The 25416-nt window shown below is 60.9% G+C and carries 15 protein-coding genes; 9 read left to right on the forward strand and 6 right to left on the reverse strand.

Translation table 11 applies throughout. The features are described from left to right. Positions 1-133: 133 nt before the first annotated feature. From BMZ66_RS14955 to BMZ66_RS14980, 5 genes are all read right to left on the reverse strand, one after another. Positions 134-853 carry a DUF72 domain-containing protein gene (locus tag BMZ66_RS14955; protein WP_092676118.1) on the reverse strand — a complete coding sequence of 240 codons (720 nt, stop codon included), beginning with the start codon at positions 851-853 and terminating at the stop codon, positions 134-136. A gap of 32 nt (positions 854-885) precedes the next feature. Then, positions 886-1635 (reverse strand): DUF72 domain-containing protein, encoded by a 750-nt coding sequence (locus tag BMZ66_RS14960; protein WP_214607007.1) that lies wholly within the window; start codon positions 1633-1635, stop codon positions 886-888. A 27-nt stretch (positions 1636-1662) separates the two neighbouring features. Beyond that, a complete protein-coding gene (locus BMZ66_RS26110; protein ID WP_234795111.1) occupies positions 1663-5061 on the reverse strand; it encodes an efflux RND transporter permease subunit in 3399 nt (1132 codons plus the stop codon). Beyond that, positions 5058-6440 carry an efflux RND transporter periplasmic adaptor subunit gene (locus tag BMZ66_RS14975; RefSeq protein ID WP_092675191.1) on the reverse strand — a complete coding sequence of 461 codons (1383 nt, stop codon included), beginning with the start codon at positions 6438-6440 and terminating at the stop codon, positions 5058-5060. Before BMZ66_RS14975 ends, BMZ66_RS26110 begins: the two co-directional genes overlap by 4 nt. Before the next feature lie 198 nt (positions 6441-6638). Continuing rightward, positions 6639-7961: a TolC family protein gene (locus tag BMZ66_RS14980; RefSeq protein ID WP_177204746.1), complete on the reverse strand. Its 1323-nt coding sequence runs from the start codon at positions 7959-7961 to the stop codon at positions 6639-6641. A gap of 331 nt (positions 7962-8292) precedes the next feature. Here BMZ66_RS14980 and BMZ66_RS14985 point away from each other — a divergent pair, with 331 nt between their 5' ends. The 6 genes from BMZ66_RS14985 to BMZ66_RS15005 all read left to right on the forward strand — a co-directional run bounded on the left by BMZ66_RS14985 (position 8293) and on the right by BMZ66_RS15005 (position 17706). Further along, entirely contained in the window at positions 8293-10758 is a 2466-nt protein-coding gene (locus BMZ66_RS14985; protein WP_092675197.1) for a S9 family peptidase, read from the forward strand. A 228-nt stretch (positions 10759-10986) separates the two neighbouring features. After that, positions 10987-11640: a response regulator transcription factor gene (locus tag BMZ66_RS14990; protein WP_092675200.1), complete on the forward strand. Its 654-nt coding sequence runs from the start codon at positions 10987-10989 to the stop codon at positions 11638-11640. A 176-nt stretch (positions 11641-11816) separates the two neighbouring features. Then, on the forward strand, positions 11817-14882 hold the full coding sequence (locus tag BMZ66_RS14995; RefSeq protein WP_092675203.1) for a sensor histidine kinase: 3066 nt from the start codon (positions 11817-11819) through the stop codon (positions 14880-14882). A 480-nt stretch (positions 14883-15362) separates the two neighbouring features. Next, on the forward strand, positions 15363-15566 hold the full coding sequence (locus BMZ66_RS25160) for a hypothetical protein (protein ID WP_143080228.1): 204 nt from the start codon (positions 15363-15365) through the stop codon (positions 15564-15566). 211 nt (positions 15567-15777) lie between these two features. Further along, the gene (locus BMZ66_RS15000; RefSeq protein WP_092675207.1) at positions 15778-16992 is read left to right on the forward strand and encodes an aminopeptidase; all 1215 of its coding nucleotides are present in this window, start codon (positions 15778-15780) and stop codon (positions 16990-16992) included. Positions 16993-17136: 144 nt separating this feature from the next. Further along, a complete protein-coding gene (locus tag BMZ66_RS15005; protein ID WP_092675210.1) occupies positions 17137-17706 on the forward strand; it encodes a hypothetical protein in 570 nt (189 codons plus the stop codon). 246 nt (positions 17707-17952) lie between these two features. Here BMZ66_RS15005 and BMZ66_RS15010 read toward each other — a convergent pair whose 3' ends face one another. Beyond that, positions 17953-18399 (reverse strand): hypothetical protein, encoded by a 447-nt coding sequence (locus BMZ66_RS15010; protein ID WP_092675213.1) that lies wholly within the window; start codon positions 18397-18399, stop codon positions 17953-17955. Positions 18400-19417: 1018 nt separating this feature from the next. Here BMZ66_RS15010 and BMZ66_RS15015 point away from each other — a divergent pair. The 3 genes from BMZ66_RS15015 (at position 19418) to BMZ66_RS15025 (ending at position 25395) form a co-directional block, all read left to right on the forward strand. Continuing rightward, positions 19418-23230: a S8 family serine peptidase gene (locus BMZ66_RS15015; protein ID WP_177204747.1), complete on the forward strand. Its 3813-nt coding sequence runs from the start codon at positions 19418-19420 to the stop codon at positions 23228-23230. Positions 23231-23528: 298 nt separating this feature from the next. Next, on the forward strand, positions 23529-24893 hold the full coding sequence (locus BMZ66_RS15020) for a PQQ-dependent sugar dehydrogenase (protein ID WP_092675220.1): 1365 nt from the start codon (positions 23529-23531) through the stop codon (positions 24891-24893). Positions 24894-24993: 100 nt separating this feature from the next. Beyond that, positions 24994-25395 carry an NUDIX hydrolase gene (locus tag BMZ66_RS15025; protein ID WP_092675223.1) on the forward strand — a complete coding sequence of 134 codons (402 nt, stop codon included), beginning with the start codon at positions 24994-24996 and terminating at the stop codon, positions 25393-25395. Positions 25396-25416: the final 21 nt, after the last annotated feature.

Consider the following 25416-nt stretch of genomic DNA (forward strand, 5'->3'; position numbering starts at 1 on the left):
CACCTTATGAACTTGGTCGCTGAGACCAGGACGGATTGCTTCGTCGTACCTCCTCGCAATGACAGGCGTCAGGCTCCCCTCTCCGCCAGAGAGGGGCCAGCAGGGGTGAGGTTCCCCCGCTTCGGCTTGCTTTTTACACCATCGCCAGCATCTGCCGCGCATTGCCAATGGCCGAGGCATCAATGTCGTTATTGAAATAAACGTAAGCCTGCTCTACGCCAGACTGAGCCTGAATCTCCGCGGTGATGCGCCGTAGGAAACCTTCGTCGTAAGGCGAGCGGTAGAGGTCGGGCACTCCGTGGAAACGGTAGTAGAGCACGGGGGCGGTGGCTACCACGGCATCGGGGAGCTGGGGGTGGCTTTGGCCGCAGAAGATGACTTTGCGCCGGGCTAGTTCTTCATACACTTCCGGCTGCCACCAGCTGGGGTGGCGGAATTCTAGCACGTTTAGAAAAGTGGGGTCGAGGCTGTCGAGGATGCGGGCCAGGCGGTCGGGGGCGTAGGCCGTGCGGGGCGGCAGCTGGAAGAGGATGGGGCCTAGCTTTTCGAGCAGGCCGCGGGCCGTGGTGTCGTAGAAGTCGCCCAGCAGCTGCTGCACGTTGTTGAACTGCTTGTAGTGGGTGATGAGCTTGGGGGCTTTCACCGCAAACTGAAAATCGGGCGGACTCTGGGCGTACCAGTTTTCCAGAAACGACAGCTGCGGAAACCGGTAAAAGGTCACGTTCAGCTCCAGGGTGCGGAAGTGTTGGCTGTAGTAGTCGAACCACAGCCGCATGGGCATTTTTTCGGGGTAAAAAGTGCCGCGCCAGTGGCGGTAATGGTAGCCCGAGCAGCCGATGTGGAATTGTGTCATACCGTCGGCAAACGGCATATGCGGCCGGGTTGTTAAGGTTGAGCTTGGAGCAGCAGCTGCATTTGGCGGGCATTTTCCACGCCCACGGCAGCTATGCCATTGTTGAAATACAGGTACACTTCCTTCACGTTTTTGGCGGCCTGCACTTCGGCGGCGATGCGGGCCAGGAATTCCGGGCTGTAGGGCGATTTATAGAGCTCGGGCACGCCGTGGAAGCGGTAGTAGATAACGTCGGTGTTGGCTATTACTTCGTCGGGCAGCTCCAGGGGCGGCGGGTAGCTCTGGCCCACGAAGGCCACGCCGTGCCGGGCCAGGGTGCGCTGCACTTCACCGTCCCACCAGCTGGGGTGGCGGAACTCGGCCACGTTGTTAAAATTGGGGTCGAGGCTGTTGAGGAGCCGCTCCATCAGCTCCTCGGTGTAGGCAGCTTTTGGCGGTAGCTGGAACAGCATGGGGCCCAGCTTATCGCGCAGGCCCTCGGCCACGGTGGCGTAGAAATCGGCCAGAATGGGCTGGGCTTCGGCGTTGAATTTCTTGTAGTGCGTGACCTGGCGCGGCGCTTTCACGGCAAACCGGAAGTCGGCGGGGCTTTGCGCGTACCAGGTTTCGAAGGCCTTCAACTCCGGCATGCGGTAGAAGGTCACGTTCAGCTCCAGAGTGTTGAACTGCGTGCAGTAGTACTCAAACCACTTGCGCGGCGGCAGGCCTTCGGGGTAAAACACGCCCTTCCAGTCACGGAAGGAAAAGCCGGAGCAGCCGATGTGGTAGGAGGGCAGGGGCATCAGGCGGAAAGCTGGTGAGGCTGGCGTTTACGCAGGCGCGGGCTCGGCAGTCGTGTCGGGCTGGCCTTCGGCGTCGTCTTGTTTTTCCTCTTCTTTTTTGTCCTCGGCTTCCTCCTTGAATTTCTCCAGCTCTTTCTTGCTGTACGCCAGCTTGGTAATCATGACATAGGTGACGGCCACCACGAACGTGCCTACGGCCGTGGCCAGCAGCAGGCCGCCAAAAACCGTCCAGCCGATGTGCTTCCGGCTGATGGCGCCCGCCCCGGTTGCGATGATGAGCGGCACCATGCCCAGCACCGCCGACATCGACGTCATGACGATGGGCCGGAAGCGCAGGCGCACGGCTTCCAGCGTGGCTTCGACCAGGTCGGCGCCGGCTTCGAGGCGCTCTTTGGCAAATTCTACGATGAGAATGGCGTTTTTGCCGGCCAGGCCCACCAGCGTTACCAGGCCGATTTGGGCGTACACGTTATTCGTCAAATCGGGCAATAGCGAGAGCGTGAGGATGGCCCCCAGCGAGCCAATGGGCACCGACACGAGCACGGCAAACGGCACCGTCCAGCTCTCGTAGAGGGCGGCCAGCACCAGGAACACAAACACCAGCGAAAGGGCGAAAATGTAGAGGCTTTGCGAGCCGGCCAGCTGCTCCTCCCGGCTCAGGCCCGAAAACTCGTAGCCGTAGCCGGGCGGCAGGGTTTCGGCCGCCACTTCTTCCAGGGCCTTAATGGCATCGCCGGTGCTGTAGCCCTCGCCGGGGTCCCCGTTGATATCGGCCGAGCGGAACAGGTTGTAGTGCGAGATGAGCGGGGCCGTGGCCGTGCGCTCGTAACTCGTGAGGGTGCTCAGGGGCACCATACCACCGCTTTGGTTGCGCACGTAGTACTGGGCCAGGTCGGCCATGTCGCCGCGGTAGCTGGTGTCGGCCTGGGCCACCACCCGGAACGTGCGGCCGTAGAGCGTGAAGTCGTTCACGTAGGACGAGCCCAGGTAGGTTTGCAGGGCCTGGCCCACGTCGGATATGCTCACGCCGAGCTGCTTGCACTTGTCGCGGTTGATTTCGAGGCGGACGCCCGGGGCGTTGGCCGTGAAGAAGGAGAAGCCCTTGGCGATTTCGGGCCGCTGCCGCATGGCCGTCAGGAAGTTTTGCAGGGTGCGGTCGAACACCTGAATATCGGTCTGGGCCTCGCGCTCCTGCAGCACAAACGAGAAGCCCGAGGTATTGCCCAGGCCCGGAATGGCCGGCGGCGGAATCACCACCACGCGGGCTTCGCGGAACCGGCTCAGCCGGCGCTGCAGGGTGTCGACCAGCGCTGGGGCCCGCAGGCCTTCTTCGTTGCGCTCGCCCCAGGGCTTAAGCTGGCAGAAGATGGTTCCGCTGTTCGATTTGGAGGAAAAGTTAATGGCATTTAGCCCCGCCAAACCTGAAAAGTGGTTGATGCCGGGCGTGCGCTTTAGCTCCTCCATAATGCCCTTGAGTGCGGCCACGGTGCGGTCGGTAGAAGCCGACTCGGGCAGGGTGAACGTGACGATGAGCCGGCCCTCGTCTTCGGTGGGCACAAAGCCAGAAGGCTTGGCCCGGTAGAGGAACACGGTGCCTACAAGGATAGCTGCAATGGCCGCCACCATCCAGCGCGGGTACTTAATGCCGGCTTCCACGCGCTTGGTGTACCACTCGGTGAGGCGGTCGAATTTTTTGTTGAACCAGGCGAAGAAGCGGTCGAGGAAGTTGTTTTTGTGGGGTTTGTGGTCGTTCGCTTGGGGAACCTCACCCCCCGGCCCCCTCTCCCGCGGAGAGGGGGAGCCTGACGATTCTTGGCTGTGCATGACCGGTGCCCCCTCTTTTTTGGAGAGGGGGTCAGGGGGTGAGGTTTCCGCCGTGGCACCTTCCTGCTCCGCACCTTCCTCTACCTCGCTATTCTTATTCCTTCTCAAAATCAGCGAGCACAGCGCGGGCGTGAGCGACAGCGCCGAAAAGGTGCTGATGGTGACCGCCACCGCAATAGTCAAAGCAAATTGCTGGTAGAGCCGGCCGGTGATGCCGCCGATGAAGCCCACCGGTACAAACACGGCGATGAGGATGATGGAGGTCGTGATAACCGGCGTGGAAATGTCGCGCATGGCGGCCATGGTGGCCTCGCGCGGGCTCATGTCCTCGTCGTCCATGTAGCGCTGGGTGGCTTCCACTATCACAATGGCGTCGTCGATAACGATGCCGATGGCCAGTATTAAGCCGAAAAGTGTGAGGGTGTTGATGGTGAAGCCCAGCGGCACGAACGCCAGAAACGTTCCTATCACCGCCACCGGGATGGCCAGGGTGGGGATGAGCGTGGCGCGCCAGTTCTGCAGGAACAAAAACACCACCAGTACCACCAGCGTCAACGATTCCAGCATGGTGAAGGCCACTTCTTTCATCGATACCTTCACCACCGAGGCGGCCTCGAAGGGAATCATGTAGTCGAGGTCGGCGGGAAACTGCTTTTTGAGGCGCTCCATGGTTTCCACCACGTTGTCGTAGGTTTCCAGGGCGTTGGAGCCGGGGGCCTGGTACACCAGCAGGTAGGCGGCGCGGTTGCCGTCGACGAAGCTTTGGTTGGCGTAGTTGTACTTGCCGAGCTCCACGCGGGCCACGTCGCGCAGGTACACCACTTTGCCGGTTTCGGGCAGGGTGCGCACTACCACGTTGCCAAACTCGGCGGGCGTAACCAGCCGGCCGCGCACAAACACGGTGAATTCAAAGCTCTGGCCCTTTTGCTGCGGGGCGCCGCCCAGCGAGCCGGCGGCGATTTGGGCGTTTTGCTCGCGCAGGGCGTTGGTCACGTCCTGAGCCGAGAGGCCGAGCTGAGCCAGCTTGTCGGGCTTGAGCCAGATGCGCATCGAAAAGTCGTCGGCCCGGGCGTTGATGTCGCCCACGCCCTTGGTGCGCAGCAGGGCGTCTTTGAGGTAAATGTTGGCGTAGTTGTCGAGAAACGTGACGTTGTGCGAGCCCTTGGGGGCGTACAGCGCCACCAGCAGCAGGATGCTCGGGTTGCGCTTGCGCACCGTGAGGCCCAGGCGCTGCACTTCTTCGGGCAGGCGGGGCAGGGCAATGCCGACACGGTTCTGCACGTCGAGGGCCGCCACGTCGATGTTGGTGCCCACTTCGAAGTTGACCGACATGTTCATCTGCCCGTTGTTGGCCGAGGAGCTGGTGAGATAGGTGAGGCCGGGCACGCCGTTTATCTGCGTTTCGACGGGCGTGGTAACGGTTTGCTCCACGGTTTGGGCATCGGCCCCCACGTAGTTGCCAGTCACCGACACGGTGGGCGGCGTGATGTCAGGGTACTGCGTGATGGGCAGATTGAAGATGGCCAGCGCGCCCAGCAGTATTATCAGCACCGAGCACACTATGGCTGTGACCGGCCGGCGAATGAAGGTTTCGGCTATCATGCGCGGCGGGTGCTGAAGTGTAATTTTAGTTGCTGCAGCCGGTTAACCTCACCCCCGGCCCCTCTCCCGCGGAGAGGGGAGCCTGACGACAGCTTGCGGAATTGGCTCCCCTCTCCGCGGGAGAGGGGTCGGGGGTGAGGTCCATCCGAGCGCGCCGTTGACACCGATTTCATCGAGAACGAATCAGCCCTACCTTTTCCATTTACTCCCGCGTTTTTCTTGCCTTCCTTAGGCGGTTTGGGCTTGCCGGTGGTCACGCTGGCGCTATCACGCAGTTGCTGCAGACCCTCGGATACTATTTTTTCGCCCGGCTTCAGGCCCTTGAGCACCACGATGTCCTCGCGTAGTCGGGGCCCAAGCTCCACGCGCCGCTGCAGGGCCACAGTGTCGCGCACCACAAACACGAAGCTTTCGCCCATCTGGTCCAGAATGGCCTTGTTGGGCACCACCACGCGGCGGCCCGACTGCTCATTAAGCACACGCAGCACCACCGTGAGGCCGTCTTTGAGTTCGCGGCCGGGGTTGTCGAACTGCATGCGCACCTGCACGCTGCCGGTTTGGTTGTCGACGCCGCGGTCCACGGCGCGCACCCGGCCGCGGCCTTGATAGATTTTGCCGCCCGGTAGAGCGAGCCGTAGGCTGGAGTCCTGCGCGCCCAGGCCGCCCTGCTGCTCGCCCTGCAGCGCCTGAAAGCGGCTCAGTTCCTGCTCGTTCACCACAAAGTCGACGCCCATGGGGTCTTCGCTCGAAATAGTGTTGAGCAAGGTGCTTCCGGCACTAATCTGAGCGCCCAGTCGCACCTGCGAGATGCCGATGCGACCCGCAAACGGCGCCCTCACCAGCGAGTAATCAAGGTCAGTTTGGGCGGTGGCTAGGGCGGCGCGGGCCACTTCCACCTGCGCGCGGGCGCTGGCTTCGGTGGTCACGGAGTTGTCGACAATCTGCTGGGCAATGGCGTCTTGCTGGGCCAGGCGCTGGTAGCGGTTCAGGTTGAGCTGAGCGTTGGCGAGCTGGGCCTGGGCGCTTTGCAGGCCGGCGCGGGCCTCCCGCACGGCAGCCTGGTACTTGCGCCGGTCTATCTCATACAGCGGCTGGCCTTTCTTCACCAGCTCGCCTTCCTTGAAGTAGATGCCCGTCACGAAGCCCGGCACCTGGGTGCGCAGCTCCACGATGTTCAGGGCCGCCACGCGGGCTGGGTATTCGTCGTAGTAAATGGCCTGCTGCTCTTTGGCTTCCACTAGTTTCACGGGCGTGGGGCCGGCTTGTGCTCCGCCCGCTTTTTTGTCTTCCTCGCCTTTTTTGCCGCACGCGGCCAGGGCCAGCAGCAGGAGCCCGGCCAGCAGGTTTCGGTAGGTAGAAGCTCGGCAGGTAGGGGACATTGGGATTTCAGTGTAATGATTGTTGTAGCACGTTCCTTACGGGAACCTCACCCCCTGACCCCCTCTCCAAAAAAGAGGGGGCACCGGAGTTGCGCTTAACAAAATCGCCAGGTTCCCCCTCTTTTTTGGAGAGGGGGTCAGGGGGTGAGGTTCTCCCGTGCGGCGCTCCACGACATTCTATAAAACATACAGTTTAACTTACTCCACTTCTAGCTCGCCGCGCGCCCGCAGCACTTCCACCTTACTTGTCAGCACCTGAAACAAAGCCACGTTGTATGTCAACTCGGCGGAGCGCAGGGTGGTTTGTGCCACCAGCACATCCAGGTAAGGTTTGATGCCTTCGCGGTACTGCAGGTTTACCACGTCGAAGACTTCGCGGGCCAGCGCCAGGTTTTGCTTGCCGTACTGGTAGTCGGCGTAAAAGCTTTTGTAGCTGGCCAGGGCCTGCTCGAATTCGGTGTTGATTTGGTTGCGGGTGGCGGTCACGTCCTCGTCTAAGCGCTGGTCGAGGAGGCGGGCGCGGCGCAGGTTTTGCAGCCGCCGACCGCCCTGCAGAATGGGCAGGTTCAGTTGCAGCCCCGCAAACGAGCTGGGAAACCGCCGGCTGTACAAGTCGCCCAGGTTGTTGTTCTGAAAAGTCGTGTTGTAGCTACCATACGCTTCCAGCTCCGGCAAAAACCCCCAGCGGTAATAGCCTATTTGGGCCGATTGCAGAACTTTCTGGGTTTGCAGGAGCCGGATTTCCAGCCGGTTGCCGGGCTCCAGGCCGGTGGTAGTGTCGAGAGCGGCCTCCAGCTCCAGGCGGGCCGAGTCGTATTGCACAGCCAGGGGCTGGGCCCCGGGCAGCCCCATGAGCTCCTTAAGGCGGGCGGTGCTGGCTTTCACACTTTCCTGAGCCTGCTTGCGGGCTGCCCGTGAGGTGTTGAGCGAGATTTCGGCCTGCTTAAAGTCAATCTTGTCATTAACACCAGCCTCGTAGCGGGCCCTGGCGTCTTTCAAGCCGCGGCTGAGGCGCACGAGGTCCGATTCGTACACGCGCACCTGCTGCTGGGCCAGCAGCACATCGTAGAAGGTGCGGCTCACGTTGGACACCAAGTTGGTACGCACCAGGGCTGTGTTCTGCCGGGCAAACTCCCGCGAAGGGCCTGCCTGCCGGCGTGCCAGCCACACATCCTGATTATAAATAGCCTGGGTGCCGCTCAGCGTGAAAGTCGAGGTGTTGATGAGGCCCACCTGCCGCGGCGACAGGCCGCCTTCGGCATTGGGCAGCACCACGAAGGGCAGCTGAAAGGCCCGCTGGGCATTGCCGGTGAGGCCCACTTGAGGCAGCCAGCCGGCCAGCCCAATGCGGATGTCGGCCTCGTTCACCTGCTCATCGATTCGGGCCTGGCGCACCAGCGGCTGGTTTTGGAGGGCGTAGCGCACGCACTCGGGCAGGCTGAGCGGGGCCGCAACGGCGGGCGCTGCACCCAGCACGGTAGGCTGCGCCAGCGCTGGCGGCGCACCTGCTACCCATGCCAATAGTATTGCCCAGTGTAGTCCTACTAAAAAGCTTGCGCGCATTTTTCTCATGAACTACACTGTGCCCCATCCAAGTTGCCGATGGCTACCTCCTTACCCAAGGCCGGGTTCTAAGGTTGCGTCAATTTTCATTCGGCAGTAACCAGGTAGACAAGGCAAGGTTCTGCAATGCCAAAATCGTGTTCGGGTGCAACCTTGGCCAGCGCCCTCCATACTGTTGGCGAATCTGGCCCCGGGCTGCACCTAAAAGTTGTACCCCGCACACCCCTGGCCAGCATTACCTTTCGGACTCGGCAGCCCGCCGAATTGGTTTCTCTTTTCATTCCCGTGTATGAAAAAACTACTTCTTTCCGCCACCCTTTTGCTCGCCACTGTTGCCGTGTCGCAAGCGCAGGATTTCCAATACCAAACCCCGCCCAAGGCCCTGCAAGACCTGCTGCTGGCGCCGCCTACGCCGCGCGTCAGCCTCTCGTCCGACGGCCGGGTCCTGGCCCTGCTGCAGGTGCAGGACTTCCCCACCATTGCTGAGCTCTCGCAGCCCGAGCTGCGCCTTGCCGGCCTGCGCATGAACCCCCGCACCAACGGCCAAAGCCGCGTGAGCTACGCCGTGGGCATCAAGCTCAAAATGCTGCCCAACGGCGCCGAAATCGACGTGAAAGGCCTGCCCGCCCAAGCCCGTATCAGCGGCCTGAGCTGGTCGCCCGACAATAAAACCATGGCCTTCGCCCTCACTACACCCGGCTCCGGTACCGATGGCCGCGTGGAGCTGTGGGTGGCCGACGTGGCCGGCGCCACCGCCCGCCGCCTGCTGGAAACCCCGCTCAACGACGCCTTCGGCAGCTCGTTTGAATGGGTGTCGGACAATAAAACCATCCTGGCGCGCACCGTGCTGGCCAGTCGTGGGGCTGCCCCCGCGGCCGATGCCGTGCCAACCGGCCCAGCCGTGCAGGAAAGCGGCGGCGGCAAAAAAACGGCCGCTCCCACCTATCAGGACTTGCTGAAAAGCCCCGCCGACGAGCGGCAGTTCGACTACTACGCCACCTCGCAGCTGGTGAAGGTGAATCTGGCCGATGGCGCCGCCCAACCCCTGGGCCAGCCCGGCATCATTCAAACCGCTTCGCCCTCGCCCGATGGCAAGTACGTGCTGCTGCGCACCCGCCACCGGCCGTATTCCTACACATTGCCCATCAGCCGTTTCCCGCAGCGCATCGACGTGCTGGACCTAGCCAGTGGTGCCCCGGTAAAAACCGTGATTGACCTGCCCTTGGCCGATGCCGTGCCCATCGGTAATGACGCCGCACCTGCCGGCCCGCGTGGGCACGCCTGGCGCGCCGATGTACCGGCCACCATCTACTACGTCGAAGCCCAGGACGGCGGCAACCCCAAAACGAAAGCCGACATCCGCGACAAGCTCTTCACCATGGAAGCGCCGTTTACCGGCGCACCCCAGGAGTTGGCGGCCCTGCCCATGCGCTTTAGCGGCCTGAGCTGGGGCAACAACCAGCTGGCCCTGGCCGACGGCTACCGCTGGGCCGACCGCCACCAGACTACCTGGCAATTGAACCCCAGCAAGCCGGGCGCGTCCCTCACTGTGCTGTTCGACGGCTCGTCGGAAGACAAGTACAAAGACCCCGGCACGCCCTACGAGCACCGCAACGCCCAGGGCAAGTCCGTCCTGCTCACCGGCGGGCCCATGAGCCAGAGCATCTACCTGATGGGCACCGGCGCCTCGCCCGAAGGCGACCGCCCTTTTGTGGACGAGCTCGACTTAGTTAGCAAGAAAACTACCCGCTGGTGGCGGTCGCAGGCGCCGGTGTACGAGGTGCCCGTGGCCATCATCGACGCCAGCGGCAAGAAGCGCCAGCTGCTCACCCGCCGCGAGTCGCTCACTCAGTCGCCGAACTACTACCTGCGCGACGCCACCAAAAAGGACAAGCTCACGGCCGTCACCAAATTTGCTAACCCCTACGCGGCATTTGGCGGCAGCTTCCCCAAGCAGGTGCTGAAGTACAAGCGCGCCGACGGCGTAGAGCTAACCGCCAACCTCTACCTGCCCCCCAACTACAAGAAAAGCGACGGTCCGCTGCCCACGCTTATGTCGGCTTATCCCCTGGAGTTCAAGGATAAAAGCACCGCTGGCCAGGTGAGCGGTTCGCCCTACACCTTTACGCGCATAAGCGGCGGCTCGCCAGTGTTTTGGGTGACGCAGGGCTACGCCGTACTGGAGAACGTGAGCGTGCCGATAGTAGGGGAGGGCAGCAAAGACCCCAACGATACCTACATCGAGCAACTGGTGAGCAGCGCCAAAGCGGCTATTGACGAAGGCGCCCGCATGGGCGTGGTCGACCCCGCCCGCGTGGGCGTGATGGGCCACAGCTACGGCGCCTTCATGACGGCCAACCTGCTCACGCACTCCAACTTATTCAAGGCCGGCATTGCCCGCAGCGGCGCCTACAACCGCACCCTCACGCCCTACGGCTTCCAGGGCGAAGAGCGCAACTACTGGGAGGCGCCGGAGGTGTACAACGCCATGTCGCCGTTCAACTACGCCAACAAAATCAAGACGCCCATTCTGCTCATTCACGGCGAGGCCGACAACAACACCGGCACCTATCCCATTCAGAGCGAGCGGTACTACGCTGCCCTAAAGGGCCAGGGCGCCACCGCCCGTTACGTGGTGCTACCCGCCGAATCGCACGGCTACGCCGCCCGCGAAAACCTGCTGCATGTGCTGTGGGAGACTAATGCGTGGCTGGACAAGTACGTGAAGACGCCCGCTCCCCAGCCGGCTAATTAAGCAAGCTGCTTGCGAGGGTGCATATTCCTTCGCGCTTAACTTTTCCGAAAGCCCAGCCTACTGTGTAGTAGGCTGGGCTTTTTTATGTGGTCCCTGAGCTCAGGCTTTCAGAAATACCAACCTCTTCCTGAATAGCGGCGTTCCGGTGGTCCAGGCCCGGCGGGATAATCCGCCGTATCCCCCATTTGTGTCATAGCGCCGCATGGCGGAGGGCGCTACTTTTGCCCCATGCAAAACAGGCTCCCCCTGGCCATCATCGAAGACCAGACTCCCATCCGGGAAATGCTGCACCAGTACCTGAGCGCCCAACCCGAGTTCGAGTGCGTACTGGCGGCGGATTCGATGGAGGACTTCTTCCTGCGGCTGCCAGCCCTGGGCACCCCGCCGGCGCTGGTGCTCTCGGACGTGGGCCTGCCCGGCCGCTCGGGCATCGAGGGGCTGCCGCTCATCCTGGCGCGGCTGCCAGAGGCGCAGGTGCTCATGCTGAGCGTGTACACGGACGCACCCCGCGTGTTCGAGGCCATTTGCGCCGGGGCAGTGGGCTACTTGGTGAAAAATACCCCGCTGCCCGTCCTCAAGGCCCACTTGCTGGAGGTAGCCGCCGGTGGCTCGCCCATGTCGCCGGCTGTGGCGCGGCACGTGCTGCAAGCGTTTCGACGGCAGCCACCAGTGACGGTGGCGGCCACCGCCACTGCCCGGCTCACGGCCCGCGAGCAGGAGGTGGTGACGGCCGTGGAGGAGGGCCTGAGCTACAAGCTCATCGCCGACACCTTCAGCATCAGCCACGAAACGGTGAAAAACCACCTGCGGGCCGTGTACCGCAAGCTGCACATCAACTCGAAGGGCGAGCTGCTGGCCCTGGCCCTGAAGCGGCGCGGATAAGTCGGCGGTGGAGACAGCCGCAGGGTATTGGCGAACCCGTTCACGGCCGGGGCCCACACCCGGCGGCGGGCCGGCACCTTAACCGCAAGCAATGCCCTGATTCTGAATAACCAGCATGGAGCAGTTGGTACGAAAGCTGAGCGTTATTTGCACTCCCATTTCAACGCCCAACGTGCATGCTGACGAAGCTAATAAAACCTCTGCAGTGGCTGGTGGGCGCCTGGCTGCTGTTAGCCGGTCTGGTCGGGCGGACCCAGCCGCTGGAGCAGCAGCCCGACCGCGTCTTAAGCACGGTGGGTGTCCGCGACGTGAGCAGCGACCCAACGGGCTTTGCCTGGGTGGCCGCCCGGCAGGGCATGTTTCGCTACGACGGCCGGCAGTTGGTGCCCCTCAACCAGTTGGTGCGGCAAGGGCCCCAGCTGCGCGGCGAAGCCTACCGGGTGGCGGCCGATTCGGCCGGCACGGTGTGGGTGGGCATGCACGACGGGCTGTACGCGTTTGTGCCCGCGACTGGCGAGCTGCGCCAAGTGCCTCTGCCCCGCCTTACGGGCCGGCACGGCCACATCAACGCCTTGCTATTATACCGGGGAGCGTTATGGTTTGGCCGAGGCATGGACCCATGCCAGGTGTTCCGGCTGTCGCTCCGCCCGCCCCGGCAGCCTGCGCGGCTGGTGTGGCAGCACCCGCAGGGCCTAATCGCGGCCATCGAGCCCGATTCGGCGGGGCAGCTTCTTGTGTTCAGCTTTGAGCGCAGCTGGCGGCTGGGGCCGGGCGGCCGTGTGCAACCCGTGGCCAGCCTCAGCCACCGCTACCGGGTGCAGCAGGCCGATGGCTCCCGCCGGACGCAGCTGGCCCGCTACCCACTGCGCCTCCCCTACGGCCCCTACTTCCTAACCGACAGCGTCCTGTACGAGCGCCGGCCGTCGCAGCCGCCGCGGGTGCTGGCCCGCTGGCTTCGCAACCATTCCTCCGCCGCCGTGCCGCGCCTGAACGTGTTGGAGCTCGACAGCACCTGGTACTGGCTGGGCAGCGGCGAGCTGCTGGCCTTGTCCATCCGGCGGCAGGGGCCGCCGCCGGGACTCCAGCACTACCCGCTGCCCCTGGCCCGCGAGTGGAACGGGTGGTTGTGCTTCAACCGGGACCGGACGGGGCTGTGGGCGTTTGCCGAAGGCATGCCTGGGGTGATTAAGTTGCGGCCCCGACAGGCGCCCATTCAGGCCCTGCCCGTGGCTGGGGGGCAGCGCCTGAGCACTCGCTCCATCGGCCGGGGGGCCGATGGCCGGCTGCTGGTGGGCAGCTACTCGGGTACGTTTACGCAGGCGGCCGACAGCCCGCTGGCCCCCCTGCGCCGCTGGCCGGGCGAAGCGCCCGGCCGCGTCTGGTACTGCAGCTTGCGCCTGCCCGATGGGCGCGTGGTGGTGGGGTTTGAAAACGGCAGGAGCGTCGGGCTACTGGCCGGGCAGCGGTTTCAGGAAATTGAGTGGGCCGGGCCCCACCCCGACCCTACGGGCAAAACCATCTTCTGCCTGCTGCGCGACCGGGCTGGGCGGCTGTGGGCAGGCGGGCAGCAGGGCCTGTTTGAGCTCGACCTGACCCGCCGGACGCGCACGCGCTACCGCGAAGGCGACCCCACTTGGCCCTTGCACAACTGCGAGATTGAGGCCCTGAGCGAAGGCGCAAACGGCGAACTGTGGCTGGCTAGCAACCGGGGGCTGTACTGCCTGCAGCCGGCCACTGGCGCCCTGCGCCACTACGGCCCCGACGAGCCAGCGCCCTATCAGCTGCCCACTGGCCTGCTGCGCGCCGTGCTGGTTTCGCACCCCGACAGCGTGTGGGTGGGCACCCTCGACGCCGGGCTGCTGCTGCTACACCCGCGGCGGGGCGTGCAGCGGCAGCTCACGCTGGGCCAAGGGCTGCCCAGCGAAGCGGTAGCCTTTGTGATAGCCCCCCGGCCGGGGCGGGTGCTGTGGGTGGGCACCCACAATGGCCTGGTGCGCTACGAGCCCCGCACCGGCCGGCGCAGCGACCTGACCACCGCCGAAGGCTTGGCGACCAACGAGCTGAACCGCCAATCGAGCTGGTACGACTCGGTGCGGCAGCGCCTATACGTGGGCGGGGTAGGGGGCCTGAGCTTTCTAGAGCCCCAGAGCCTGACTACGGCCGAACACCAGCCCCGGCTGCTGCTTACCGGGCTCACCCAGCACCACGCCCAGCCCGATATCATCCGCACCGACTACCTGACCGGCGCCTTACCCCAGGGGTTAGAGCTTGCCCCCGGCGATGCCTTTGCCGACTTGGCGCTGAGCCTGAGCGACGACGTCGGACCCGAGCTGGGACGCTTCATGTACCGCTTGCGGAGCACCGGGCCTGCGCCCTGGCAGGAGCTGGGCACCAGCAACCGCCTGCGGCTGCAAGGGCTGGAACCGGGCGACTACACCCTCGACATCCGGGGCGAAACCGAACTGGGCACGCCCACCCGCAACGTGCTACGCGTGCCGGTGCGGGCGCGCACCTATTGGTGGCGGCGGCCCGGCGTGTGGGCCGCCCTCACGGGCCTGCTGCTAGCGGTGGCGGTGGGTGGGGTGTACCGGTGGCAGCAGCGCCGGGGTCGGCGGCGCGAGCGGCACTGGCAAGCCGAACACGCCCTGCGCCAGCGCATTGCCGCCGACTTGCACGACGACGTGGGCAACCTGCTCACCCAAATCAGCATGCACAGCGATTTGCTGCGCGAAACGCCCCACACCCCAGCCCAGACCCGGGACCGGCTCGACGCCCTGGCCATTGCCTCGCGCCAGGCCGCCCAGCAGATGAGCGACGTGGTATGGAGCCTCGACGCCGGCCCGCTGCGCCTCAGCCAGCTGCTGGACCGCATGCGCGACCACGCCCAGGAGCTATTGCCCTATGCCGGCCTCGACGTGCAGTTTCGCGTCGCCCCCGAACTGCCCGACCCGGTGCTGGACCCGGCCCTGCTCCACAACTTCTACCTCATTTATAAGGAAGCCTTGCACAACGTGGTGAAGCACGCCCGCGCTACCACGGTCACGGTGCAGCTAGCGGCGGCCGCGGCCGGCCTCACCCTCACCGTGGCCGACGACGGCCGCGGCCACGACGGCCGGCCCCGCCCCGGCGGCCGCGGCTTGGCCAACATGCAGGCTCGCGCACGGGCCGTGGGCGGCACTGTGCGCTACGAGCCGTTGCCGACGGGCTTCGCGGTGGTGCTGGCCGTGCCGCTGGCAGGGTAGCGCCCCAGCACGCGCACCCTCAGAACTGCGCGGCTTCCCTAGGCTGCAGCCTTCGGGTCCTTCTACTCCCCCAACCCTGGCCCGCCCACGGGGTGCAGTAGGCCGAGGTGTCACGCATCGACGATGCCCTGGTCAGTTCCTGCTTCTCTGCCGAGTGGCCCGCACAGGGGCTAGTACGGACGGTTCCTAGCAACACCCCTTTTCGGAAGAGTGTAGCCGAAATGTGTCTTAAGTTGTTGTTTTTGAAATAATTGTGCTAGACTTGCGCCCGATTGTCCTGAGAACGGCCGGGGGTTTTTGCATTCAGCAGGGTGCGTGTTTCGCGGAAAAGTAATAAGTAATAACAAAATTTCACATGACACTAACGTGTCATATCGCAGCCTTGCTATGCTTGTTATCTTTGTATAATTATTTGATTGAATTGTGTTGGTCAGCCGCTTCCTCGGAGGGAGTAGCGAAATGCTTCTTTTTCCCAATCGCATGCGTACACGCTACTTCCCGACCACTAGCCGCAGCACCGACGCCGCGCTGGTTTCTGCTACTTGCGGCACAGGCACAGGCACCGCGCCGGCGCCCACTACCCACAGCACTGACACCACGCCAGCTTCCTCCGCCTTGGCTCTCCTCCCCCGCGCCGCCCGTCACCAGTTCTGGCACCTAGCTCTCTGCGCCGGTCGATTCTAAGCTTGCTGTTGCTGACTATGCTGCCTGTGGCAGCTTACGCCTCCGGACCAAAGGCTACCCGCCCTGAGCACCGTGCCTGACCCTGACTGCTCCCTGCTGGCCTGTCTTACCAATAATAACTGTCCAGGCAAGAGCGCGACTGCATAGGCGAAGCCGCCGTGGTGACCCAAGACTTTTTTCTTCCTCAACCTCATCCCTAACCCCAATTAACATGAAAAACTGTTACGTTTTGACCAGTGGCCTATTGGGCTTGCTTTCAATGGCCAGCCCCGCATTCGGCCAGAATTACGAGCAAATCGCCAAGCAGATTGTCAACGCTTCCGCTGGCGTCAAGCCCGGAGAGTTGGTGGCGATAACCGGCGGCCAGCACACCCTGCCGCTCATGGAAGCCATTGCCGTGGAAGTCGCCCGCGCGGGCGGAGAGCCGGCGATGTTGGTGAGCACGGACAAAGTGGAGCGGGCGGGCGCCATCGAAATGCCGGAATCGGCCATTCAGGCCTCGAAAGCGAACAACTGGATTTTGCAGTCCGATGTCCTCATCACGCTGCCTTCCGTAGAAAACAACAAAGCCGTGCTGGCCGGCCTCACAGAAGCCCGGCAGGCGAAGTTTGACAAAGCGGCCGCCGAGAGCGGGTTCACGCAAAAGCTGGACGCCAGCAAGCTGCGGGGGGTATTTGTGAGTTACCCCAGCAAAAGCTTAGCGGCGAATCAGCAAATGGACTACGCGGGCTACGAACAGATGATTTGGGCCGGCGTTGGTGCGGATTATACGGCCATTTCCGCGCAGGCCCAGCAACTGAAACAACTGCTGGCAACGGGCAAAAAAGTCCGCATCACCTCGCCCGCGGGCACCGACCTGACCTTTCAGCTCGCCGCCCGCCCCGTGTTTGTTGACGATGGCGTGCTGACCGCCGCCGACCAGCAGGAGAAGCTCATCTATAACCGCACCGCCGCTCTGCCCGGCGGACGGGTCTTTGGCACCTGCCAGGAAACCTCCGGCACGGGCCGGTTGGCGGCCTCCCCCAGTACGTGGAACGGCAAGCCTTTCAAAGGATTTAAGGCCGACTTCAAAAGCGGGCAGTTAACGAACGGGAAAGCGGAAGTGGGAGACGAGGATTTTCAGAAGTGGCTGGCGTTGAATGATGCCAGCCAGATGAAACTCGGCTACTTTTCCATCGGCCTGAACCCGGCCATGAAGGCGCAAGAGGAAAAAGGCTATACCCCAAGCACGGCCGCGGGCATGGTGTTGGTGGGCGCCGGGGGCAATGAACTGCAGGGCGGTCAAAACAAGGGCACGACCGGCATCAACTTCGCCATCGCCAACGCGACCGTGGAAGTGGACGGCACCGTGATTGTGCGCAACGGCCAACTCGTGTCACCGGCCACTGCTAAAGCTGCCTCTGTAAGCAAGAAACTTCGGAAATGAGGCAGAATATTTTTCGTCTGACTCCCCATCGTTTTTCTGAATAGGGAAGCGGTGGGGAAGCAAGCCGCCCAAAGGCATGGCTTGGTGATGCCCATACTCCTTACCGAATAATTTTTTTGTAACCCGCCCTAAAATCCTCCAACTATGAAAAAAATCGGCACGCTCACGCGGTGCTTGGCCGTCCTCTCGCTGCTCGGGGCCGCCACTTCCGCCCATGCCCAAACCAAAGCCGGCACGCCGCAGCGCTACAAAGACACCGTGGAGGCCAATCCGACAGCGGATGCGGACATCCGGGTCGTGACCGAGTACGTCAACACGCTGGTGGGCGGAAACGCGGAGAAGGCGAAAACAATGTTGGCCAGCACCTACAAAGGGTACGGCCCCTCCGCCGTCGATTCCACGACAACCGAGCAGCTGCTGCGTCAGTGGCAGCGGAATTACACCACCCAAACCAACCGAAAATTCACTTTCGTCGCCGCCACGTTTCGCGTAAAGTCGGGCAGCCTGAAAGGCAACTGGGTGTCGCTGTGGGGGAATTACGCCTTCACCCAAAACGGCAAGAATGCCACATTCCCCATCCATTACACCGCCCACGTAACCAACGGAAAGATTGACGTAGACCGGATTTACTACGACAATTTATACGTGTCCCAGGCCCTGGGCTACAAGCTGGTGCCACCCGCTACGGCGGCCGCCGCAGCCGGAGGGAAATAATGTTTCGGGACGCCTCGCAATAAAGCCTGGCCGCAAGCAAGTGCTTACGGCCAGGCTTTATTGCGAGGCGTCTCTGCATATCCTACCAGTCGATTCGCTGAGCTGACTTTTCCTCATTTCGCAATTTGGACCGTTTTTCTGAACGCAATGGCATAGCGGGTTGTCGGCGCCCATCCGGTGCACCCGTCTCATCGCCCCGTTGAGGGGCCGGTCGGCGCGTTCGCGGCTCCGCGCCGCCGCGGGCGGCTATTTTACCGACTGGTACTCGAGTCTGGCGCCGTCGCACGCCTGGGTCGAACTAATCAGGGTTTCATTGCCTTCAAACGCCAGGCCCTCGGTCGACGCGTTCGCGACGCACGACCGGACGAGGGGGCCGGCGACGGCGTAGGCAAGGAGGACGTAGCGGCGGCCGTCCGCCCCGTTCTGCCGGGAAAAGGTGCCGCGCGCCTCGGTGTATTGGTCGCCTTGCAGGCGCGTTTTGAGGAAGGTGCTGTCGGCCCGGAAGAGGACCGTTTCCTGAAACGGCAGGTTCGCGCCCGTCTTGGCGCCGGGTATGGAACCCGTGAGTTTTACCAACCGCCACGTTTGGGGGTAGGGGGCCGCCGCAGCTTCAGGCGCCGCGGGGGCCGGGCCTTCTTGGTGGCAAGCTACTGCGGCGGCTAACACGAGGGGGAACAGGAGGAATGGCTTCATGGCAAGCAGGAGTTATGGGTTCGGCGCGATGACCGGTCCCGCGCCGAGAAGGTTGCGCGGGCTCCTGGCCAACACGCGCATCTTTTTTCCGAGCGGTTTCCCAATCGCTCGTTTTCCTGAACCGTGGCCTGGTAGTACAAAGTAAATGAGTTGCTTAGGTAACGCCCGGCTCAGATTGAGTTCAAAAACTGTTTTACAAAATCAAAGTACAGAAAATGTATTCGGGCCTGAGTTTCGTGAGCCTCGCTACAATGTTTCACGATTGGCGCCGCCCGGGTAGTGATGCGGCTGGCGCCTACGGGGCTGGCTGCCCCCGGCACAGCATGGTGAGCTACGGTGCTATGCTGCCGAACCGCACCTGAAACATAGCCACCGGCCTTCAACTGCAGGGATAAAGCCGAAGCTTCTGGCTGCTTCAATGGCTGAGTGGTCGTTGGGGTACTTTTTTCTCGGCAACGTTCCCAGCAACGTTTGCGCGCGATGCCGCTACGGCGGGTGTTACGAAAAAGGCTAGGCCGAAAGCCTCTGGTCCCGCTTCAAAATCGAAGGGCTTGAACGCCGGGCACGGCCGGTTTTGCAGACCTAGCCGAGGCGCAAGTCAGCGCAACTAACTATCTGTTTCATCAATGATTCAACACCCTGTCAATACGGCTTAATTATAAAAGTTACCTCAATTCATTATAATAATATGTAAGCAGCTTTTAAACATATTAAAAATGCAATTTCACGCCTGGGTAAATGAAATGAAATTGTGATTAAATTTACAATTGTGATTTGGTTGTAGAAATTTTAGTTGTAATTTTTCTGCGTTATTGCTCACAAAATCAGAAACATTCCCACCAAATCAAACACTCATTACATGAAGAGAAATTACTTTTTAAGAGGCGCACTTGGGCTATTGCTAGCCGGGCAAGTCTTCACAACAAATGCACAGGCGCTTGACGATGTCCAGCTTACTTCAGCGGCCCCATCACAACAGACACCAGATGAAAAGGCGTACCACGATGATAAAATCTTTGTGAAGTTTCGCCAGTTGCAAACGGGTACTGCCCTTGAATTCAATGGCAAAAACGAAAGAGCCAGAACCCTTAAAGCAGACAAAATCAGCAAAGCGCTGCTGAAGGCCGATGCTCGCCTAATGCGCCAAGCCGCTGGCAAAGGATTCGGGCAGAACGTCTCCAGAATCTTCCAGGTGGAGCTAGACGGCTCCCGCACTTCGGTAAAAGAACTCATCGCCGAATTGAAGGCCATGCCGGAGGTAGAATATGCGGAGCTGGTTCCCATCTACTACATCCACGCTGCCCCCAGTGACCAGGGCTACACAGCCGGCCAGCAATATTCACTGAATATTACCAAGGCTGTGCAGGCCTTCAGCTCTTTCAACGGCACTGCAGCGCCGGTAAGAGTGGCGATTGTGGATGACGCCGTACTAATCAGCCACCCCGACCTGGCTGCCAATATCTGGAGAAATGCTGGTGAAATGGGCCTCGATGCCAATGGCAACAACAAAGCCACCAACGGCATTGATGACGATGGCAACGGCTATATTGATGACTTGAACGGGTGGGATGCCGCTGACAAGGATAATAACCCCAATCCTCCCACCGTTCGGACTGCTAATGGCAACCTGGCTGGGCCAAACACTTTCTCACACGGTACCCATTGCGCAGGTATAGCCGGGGCAGTTACCAATAACGGGGTAGGGGTTGCGTCGGTTAGCTATAACCGCGTGCAGATTGTACCGGTAAAATGTACTTTCAACAATGCCCCCAATACCAGAGCTATTAATACTTCTTTTGATGGCTTAGCCTATGCCATTCGGGGCGCCAAAGCCAACGTGGTGTCCATGTCTTTTGGGGGCTCGGGCTACTCCCAGGCTTTCCAAGACCTAATTTCAGAAGGTGCTGATACGGGAACTGTTATCATTGCTTCCGCCGGCAATAACAATAACGACATAGAGCAGTATCCTGCCAATTACCAGAATGTTATCTCTGTTTCTAACACGGATGCTGGTGATAAGAAAAGCAGCTCTTCTTCCTTTGGCAGCTGGGTAACCATTGCGGCCCCGGGCACCAACATCCTGAGCACTGTTGCGGGAGAAGGAACAGCTGCTCAAATCGCAGCCGGTTCTTACATCAACTACACGGGTACCTCCATGTCGGGCCCGATGGTGGCAGGCTTGGTAGGCTTTATCAAAGCCCAGAACCCGTCCTTAACCCCAGCCCAGATAAAGCAAATCCTGACCTCTACGGCCGATAACGTTGATGTGCTGAACGCCGGTTTTGAAGGGTTGTTAGGAACGGGCCGCATCAATGCCTATCAGGCCATAGTGGCAGCGGGCGGTACTGCCTTGGCGCCCACTGTGGATTTTATCTCCAACAAGACAAGCGCTGTAATTGGTGAAGAAGTAGCGTTTGCTAACCGTTCTACGGGAGACAACCTGACGTATTCCTGGACATTCCAAAACGCGAACATCGCCACTTCTTCTGCCAAAAACCCAGTAGTGAAATTTACTGCTGCCGGTTCGCACGAAGTGAAGCTTACCATCAACGGTGGAGCTTCTAAAACGATGGTGATAAACGTGTCTGGTTTTACCTCCACGGACATCCTGGGCTTGCCCTTGGCTGGTACAGTTGGGGCCTCTGGTATTAATGGACATAGCAACAACAACATTCCGGCCATTGCCAACCTGTACAAATACAGCACCGGCCACCTCATTGCCGGAGTAAATATCTCTTTCAGATTGGCTATACCCCTAACACCAAGCTCTACCATTCGGGTGAAGGTATGGGAGAGCGAAAGAGGCCTTCCTGGACGTGCGCTGTATACCCAGACAGTTAAAATTTCTGACCTAAAAGCTAACAACTTGGTTAGCACCCTTAGCCCGAATTACTTCTACTTCGATAAGCCGGTGCAGGTGCCTGCCAACAGCAACTTCTATGTGGGCATTGAATACGACTACCCTGTGCCTTTTGTAGCAACTGCACCACGCGACAACGTCTCCATTCACCACGTGAACTCGCCAGCGGCGGGAACGGACGCGGCTGTGTTCTTCAACAATAGCTGGCAGATAAACGCACAAGTAGGCGTTGCCTGGACCTTCGCCATGTTCCCCATTTTGGCGGATGCGGCACAATACCCGGCTGGTACGTTCACTGTTTCTACCAAAGAGGCATGTGTAAACAACGCAGTTGATTTTAACGCAAGCAGCATCACAAATGCTTCTGCATACCGGTGGGCTTTTGGCAATGGTGCTACTGCCGAAGAGGCTACTGCTTCTGCCACTTACGCTGCTGCCGGTACTTTTATGCCGACGCTGACGGCTACTCGTAATGTGAGCATCACCAAAGGGGGTGTCGCTTACCCAGTAGAGTTGCGCCAGACATTCTCTCAGATGTTGCGGGTAGCCGATTGCGCTACGGCTCCAGTTGCTTCGTTCCAGGCTTCTGCTTTATCAGCGAATGTCGGCTCCACTATTACCTTCTCTAACACCACCACCAATGCGACTAGCTACGAGTGGCTGATTTCGCAGGGAGGCACGAGAATCAGGTCTACCGAAGAGAGCCCCGTAATTACGTTTGCCACCAAAGGCAAGTACGATGTGACGTTGACGACCCGCAACCCCAAAGGAGAAATTGCGCAGTTAACTAAGAAGCAGTATGTAGAAATATTCACTGCTGGCCAAGACTGCGGCACCGCTGACTTTCTGTTCCCTACGCGCCTCACTTCGTTTGGAGCGGCAGCCGGAGGTACTTTCTCGGGACACAATGGCAACGGAATCGCCAATTACGCGAAAGCCTTTGACCTGACGGCCGGCACGGTGGTTACCAAAGCCATGCTGAATGTGCTCTCTGCCGTTGCCACAGCGCCAGCCGCCTCGTTCATTACGGTAAACGTATGGAACGCTGAAGGGCCGGATGGTACGCCAGGCCAAGTGCTCAGCTCTGCTAAGGTGTCTTACACCAAACTGATGCAAGCGGTGGCTAACAACCGCGGAAACATTGAAGCGGTGCTTGAAAAACATGTGGTATTGCCCGCAGGTGGACGCATTTACGTGGGATACACCATCAACTACACCCCTGGCGACAACTTGGTAGTAGGCTCTCTACTGGCTGGCCCGAACATGGGCGACCGTTCCCTGTTCCTCTTTGGCGGTGACTGGTACACTTTGAAGGAAATACTTAGCATCCAGTCAGAGTATGCCATTGCCATTGCTACCTTCAATAACATTGACAAGCTGCCTATTGCCAACTTCACGGTGTCTGCTTCTAAAGTAGCCGTAGGTGAGGCAATCAGGCTGGATGCTAGCTCAAGCAAAAAGGCGCAGGTATACAACTGGGAAGTAGTTGGTGGCACCCTAACCTCTATGGGCGAAACTGCCGCTTCCGCGAATTATGACCCTACCAAGGCAGCCGTTTCCTTCAGCAAACCAGGCGTTTATAACATCACCTTGGTAGCCATGGGAGATTGTGGTGCCAAAGTAGCTACCAAAACCATCCAGGTAGAGGTGGGTGCCGTTGCTAAGGGTACCATTGCTACCTCCGCAGACAGCAAAGCAGCTGGCGCAACAGAGGTTAGCGTAAGCGAATCGGTGGTGTATCCAAACCCATCAAATGGCCAATACAATTTGGTACTGAAGGGCGAAGCGCAGCAGAAGGTACTGGTCACCGTGCTGGACATGGCTGGGAAAGAAGTGACCAGCAAATCGGTTACCCTCAGCAGCGACAGCGAAGTGCATCAGATTGATGTGGTCAGCAAGCCAGCAGGCATGTACCTGCTCCGCGTGAAGGCCGGCAACAAAGTGCAGTTCTATCGGGTCGTAAAAAACTAAGTCGCGGCTTTTACAGCCCACTTACTTCTCACTTGAAAAGCCTGGCCTTGTGCCAGGCTTTTCTTTTTTAAAGAGAATGGAGAATAGGGTAGGCCAGAAGGGAAGCCATGGGGCCCCAGACTCGGGCGTTGTTCTACTCCCAACGGTGTGCCCGGGACGTTGGCAACGCAAAAGCAGCGGGCAGCGCATCGTAGGGCACGCGCCCGCCTAAGGCCGGCGGCCTGCAACAAATATGGGATGATGCAGTAAAACAGGGGCGCACTGATACCGCTGCTGCGCTTTACCACACCCCCTTCTCATGTCTACGAAACCCTTTGTGCTTACTGCGGCTTTAGGCCTGCTGGCCGCCTGTGGTGGCCCCAGCAAACAAGAAAAGCAGGAAGCTGCTGCCGCCAACCCGCCCCAAACGGTGGAGACCCCCGCCGATGAGGTGAAGCTGCCGGCGCCCTACGCCACCAAGTCGGTTTCGAAGCGAGTGAACATTGAAGCCTGGCCCGCCGGCAAAACGCCCACGGCCCCGGCCGGCTTCACGGTGGCCCAATATGCCGACAAGCTACGGAGCCCGCGCTGGATGTACGTGGCCCCCAACGGCGATGTACTGGTGGCCGAGTCGAGCACCGTGCCCAATGGCAAGCCCACCCGCGCCGTTGTCGCTGCCCTCAAGCTCGACAAGTCTCGTTCGCTGCGGGCCGAAAGTGCCAACCGCATTACGCTGTTTCGCGACACCAACAACGACGGCACGCCCGACCTGCGCACCACCTTCCTGGCCAATCTGAACCAGCCCTTCGGCATGCTGGTGCTGGGCAACTACTTCTACGTGGCCAACACCGACGGCGTGCTGCGCTTCCCCTACCAGCCGGGCGCCACCAAAATCACGGGCCAGGGCCAGAAAATCCTCGACCTGCCCGCCGGCGGCTACAACAACCACTGGACCCGCAACCTGCTGGCCAACACCGATGGCTCGAAAATCTACGTCTCGGTGGGTTCGGGCAGCAACGTGCAGGAAAACGGCGCGGAACACGAAGTGCGCCGGGCCAACATCCTAGAGATTAACCCCGACGGCAGCGGTGAAAAAGTCTTCGCCAGCGGCCTGCGCAACCCCGTGGGCATGGACTGGGCCCCCGGCACCAACACCCTCTGGACGGCCGTGAACGAGCGCGATGAGCTGGGCGACGAGCTAGTGCCCGACTACCTCACCAGCGTAAAACAAGGCGGCTTCTACGGCTGGCCCTACGCCTACTTCGGCCCCAACGAAGACCCGCGCCGCAAGGGCGAACAGCCCGAGCTGGTGAAGAAAACGCTGGTGCCCGAGGTGCCCCTGGGCGCCCACACCGCTTCGCTTGGTCTGGCATTTTATGACAAAGACGCCTTCCCAGCCAAGTACCGCAGCGGCGCCTTTATTGGTCAGCACGGTTCCTGGAACCGCTCTGCTTTTTCGGGCTACAAGGTGGTGTTCGTGCCCTTCAAGAATGGCCAGCCCTCCGGCCCGCCCGAAGATTTTCTAACCGGATTTTTGGTGGGTGGCGACTCGAAAGATGCCTACGGCCGGCCCGTGGGCGTGACCACCCTGCCCGACGGCTCGCTGCTGGTGACCGACGACGCGGCCGACCGCATTTGGCGGGTAAGCGCCAGCCAGGATTCCAAAAGTGTCGGGCTTAGGTAGATTATTGGTGCTAATGTCAAAAAGCCGTCCTGTGCGCATAGCAGCAGGACGGCTTTTTTTGTTTCTAATGGAACATGATTCCATAAAATGACGACTCCGCATGACGCTAATCGATAAAATTGCCTGGCTGCACTTGCACGAAGGCCAGTTGCTAAGCACCCGCAGCCGCGGCCGAAACCGCTACTACATACCCGGCGGCAAGCGCGAGCCCGGCGAAACCGACCAACAAACGCTGCTGCGCGAAATCAAGGAAGAACTGACCGTGGACCTGGACCCGAGCAGCCTTGTGCATGTAGGCACTTTTACAGCGCCCGCCCACGGCCACCCCGACGGCGTGCTGGTACAGATGACCTGCTACTCGGCCCACTACAAAGGGACTTTGCAGCCAGCTGCTGAAATCGAGGAAGTTGTGTGGCTGACATACCGCCACCGCCCCGAAGTATCGGCTGTCGACCAGCTCATTTTCGACTGGTTGCAGCAGCAGGGTTTGCTGGCTGAATAAGACTTGCTTTGTAGCTAATCT

Origin of the sequence: Hymenobacter arizonensis (assembly GCF_900115775.1) — a bacterium.
In the GTDB taxonomy this organism is placed as follows: Bacteria; Bacteroidota; Bacteroidia; order Cytophagales; family Hymenobacteraceae; genus Hymenobacter; species Hymenobacter arizonensis.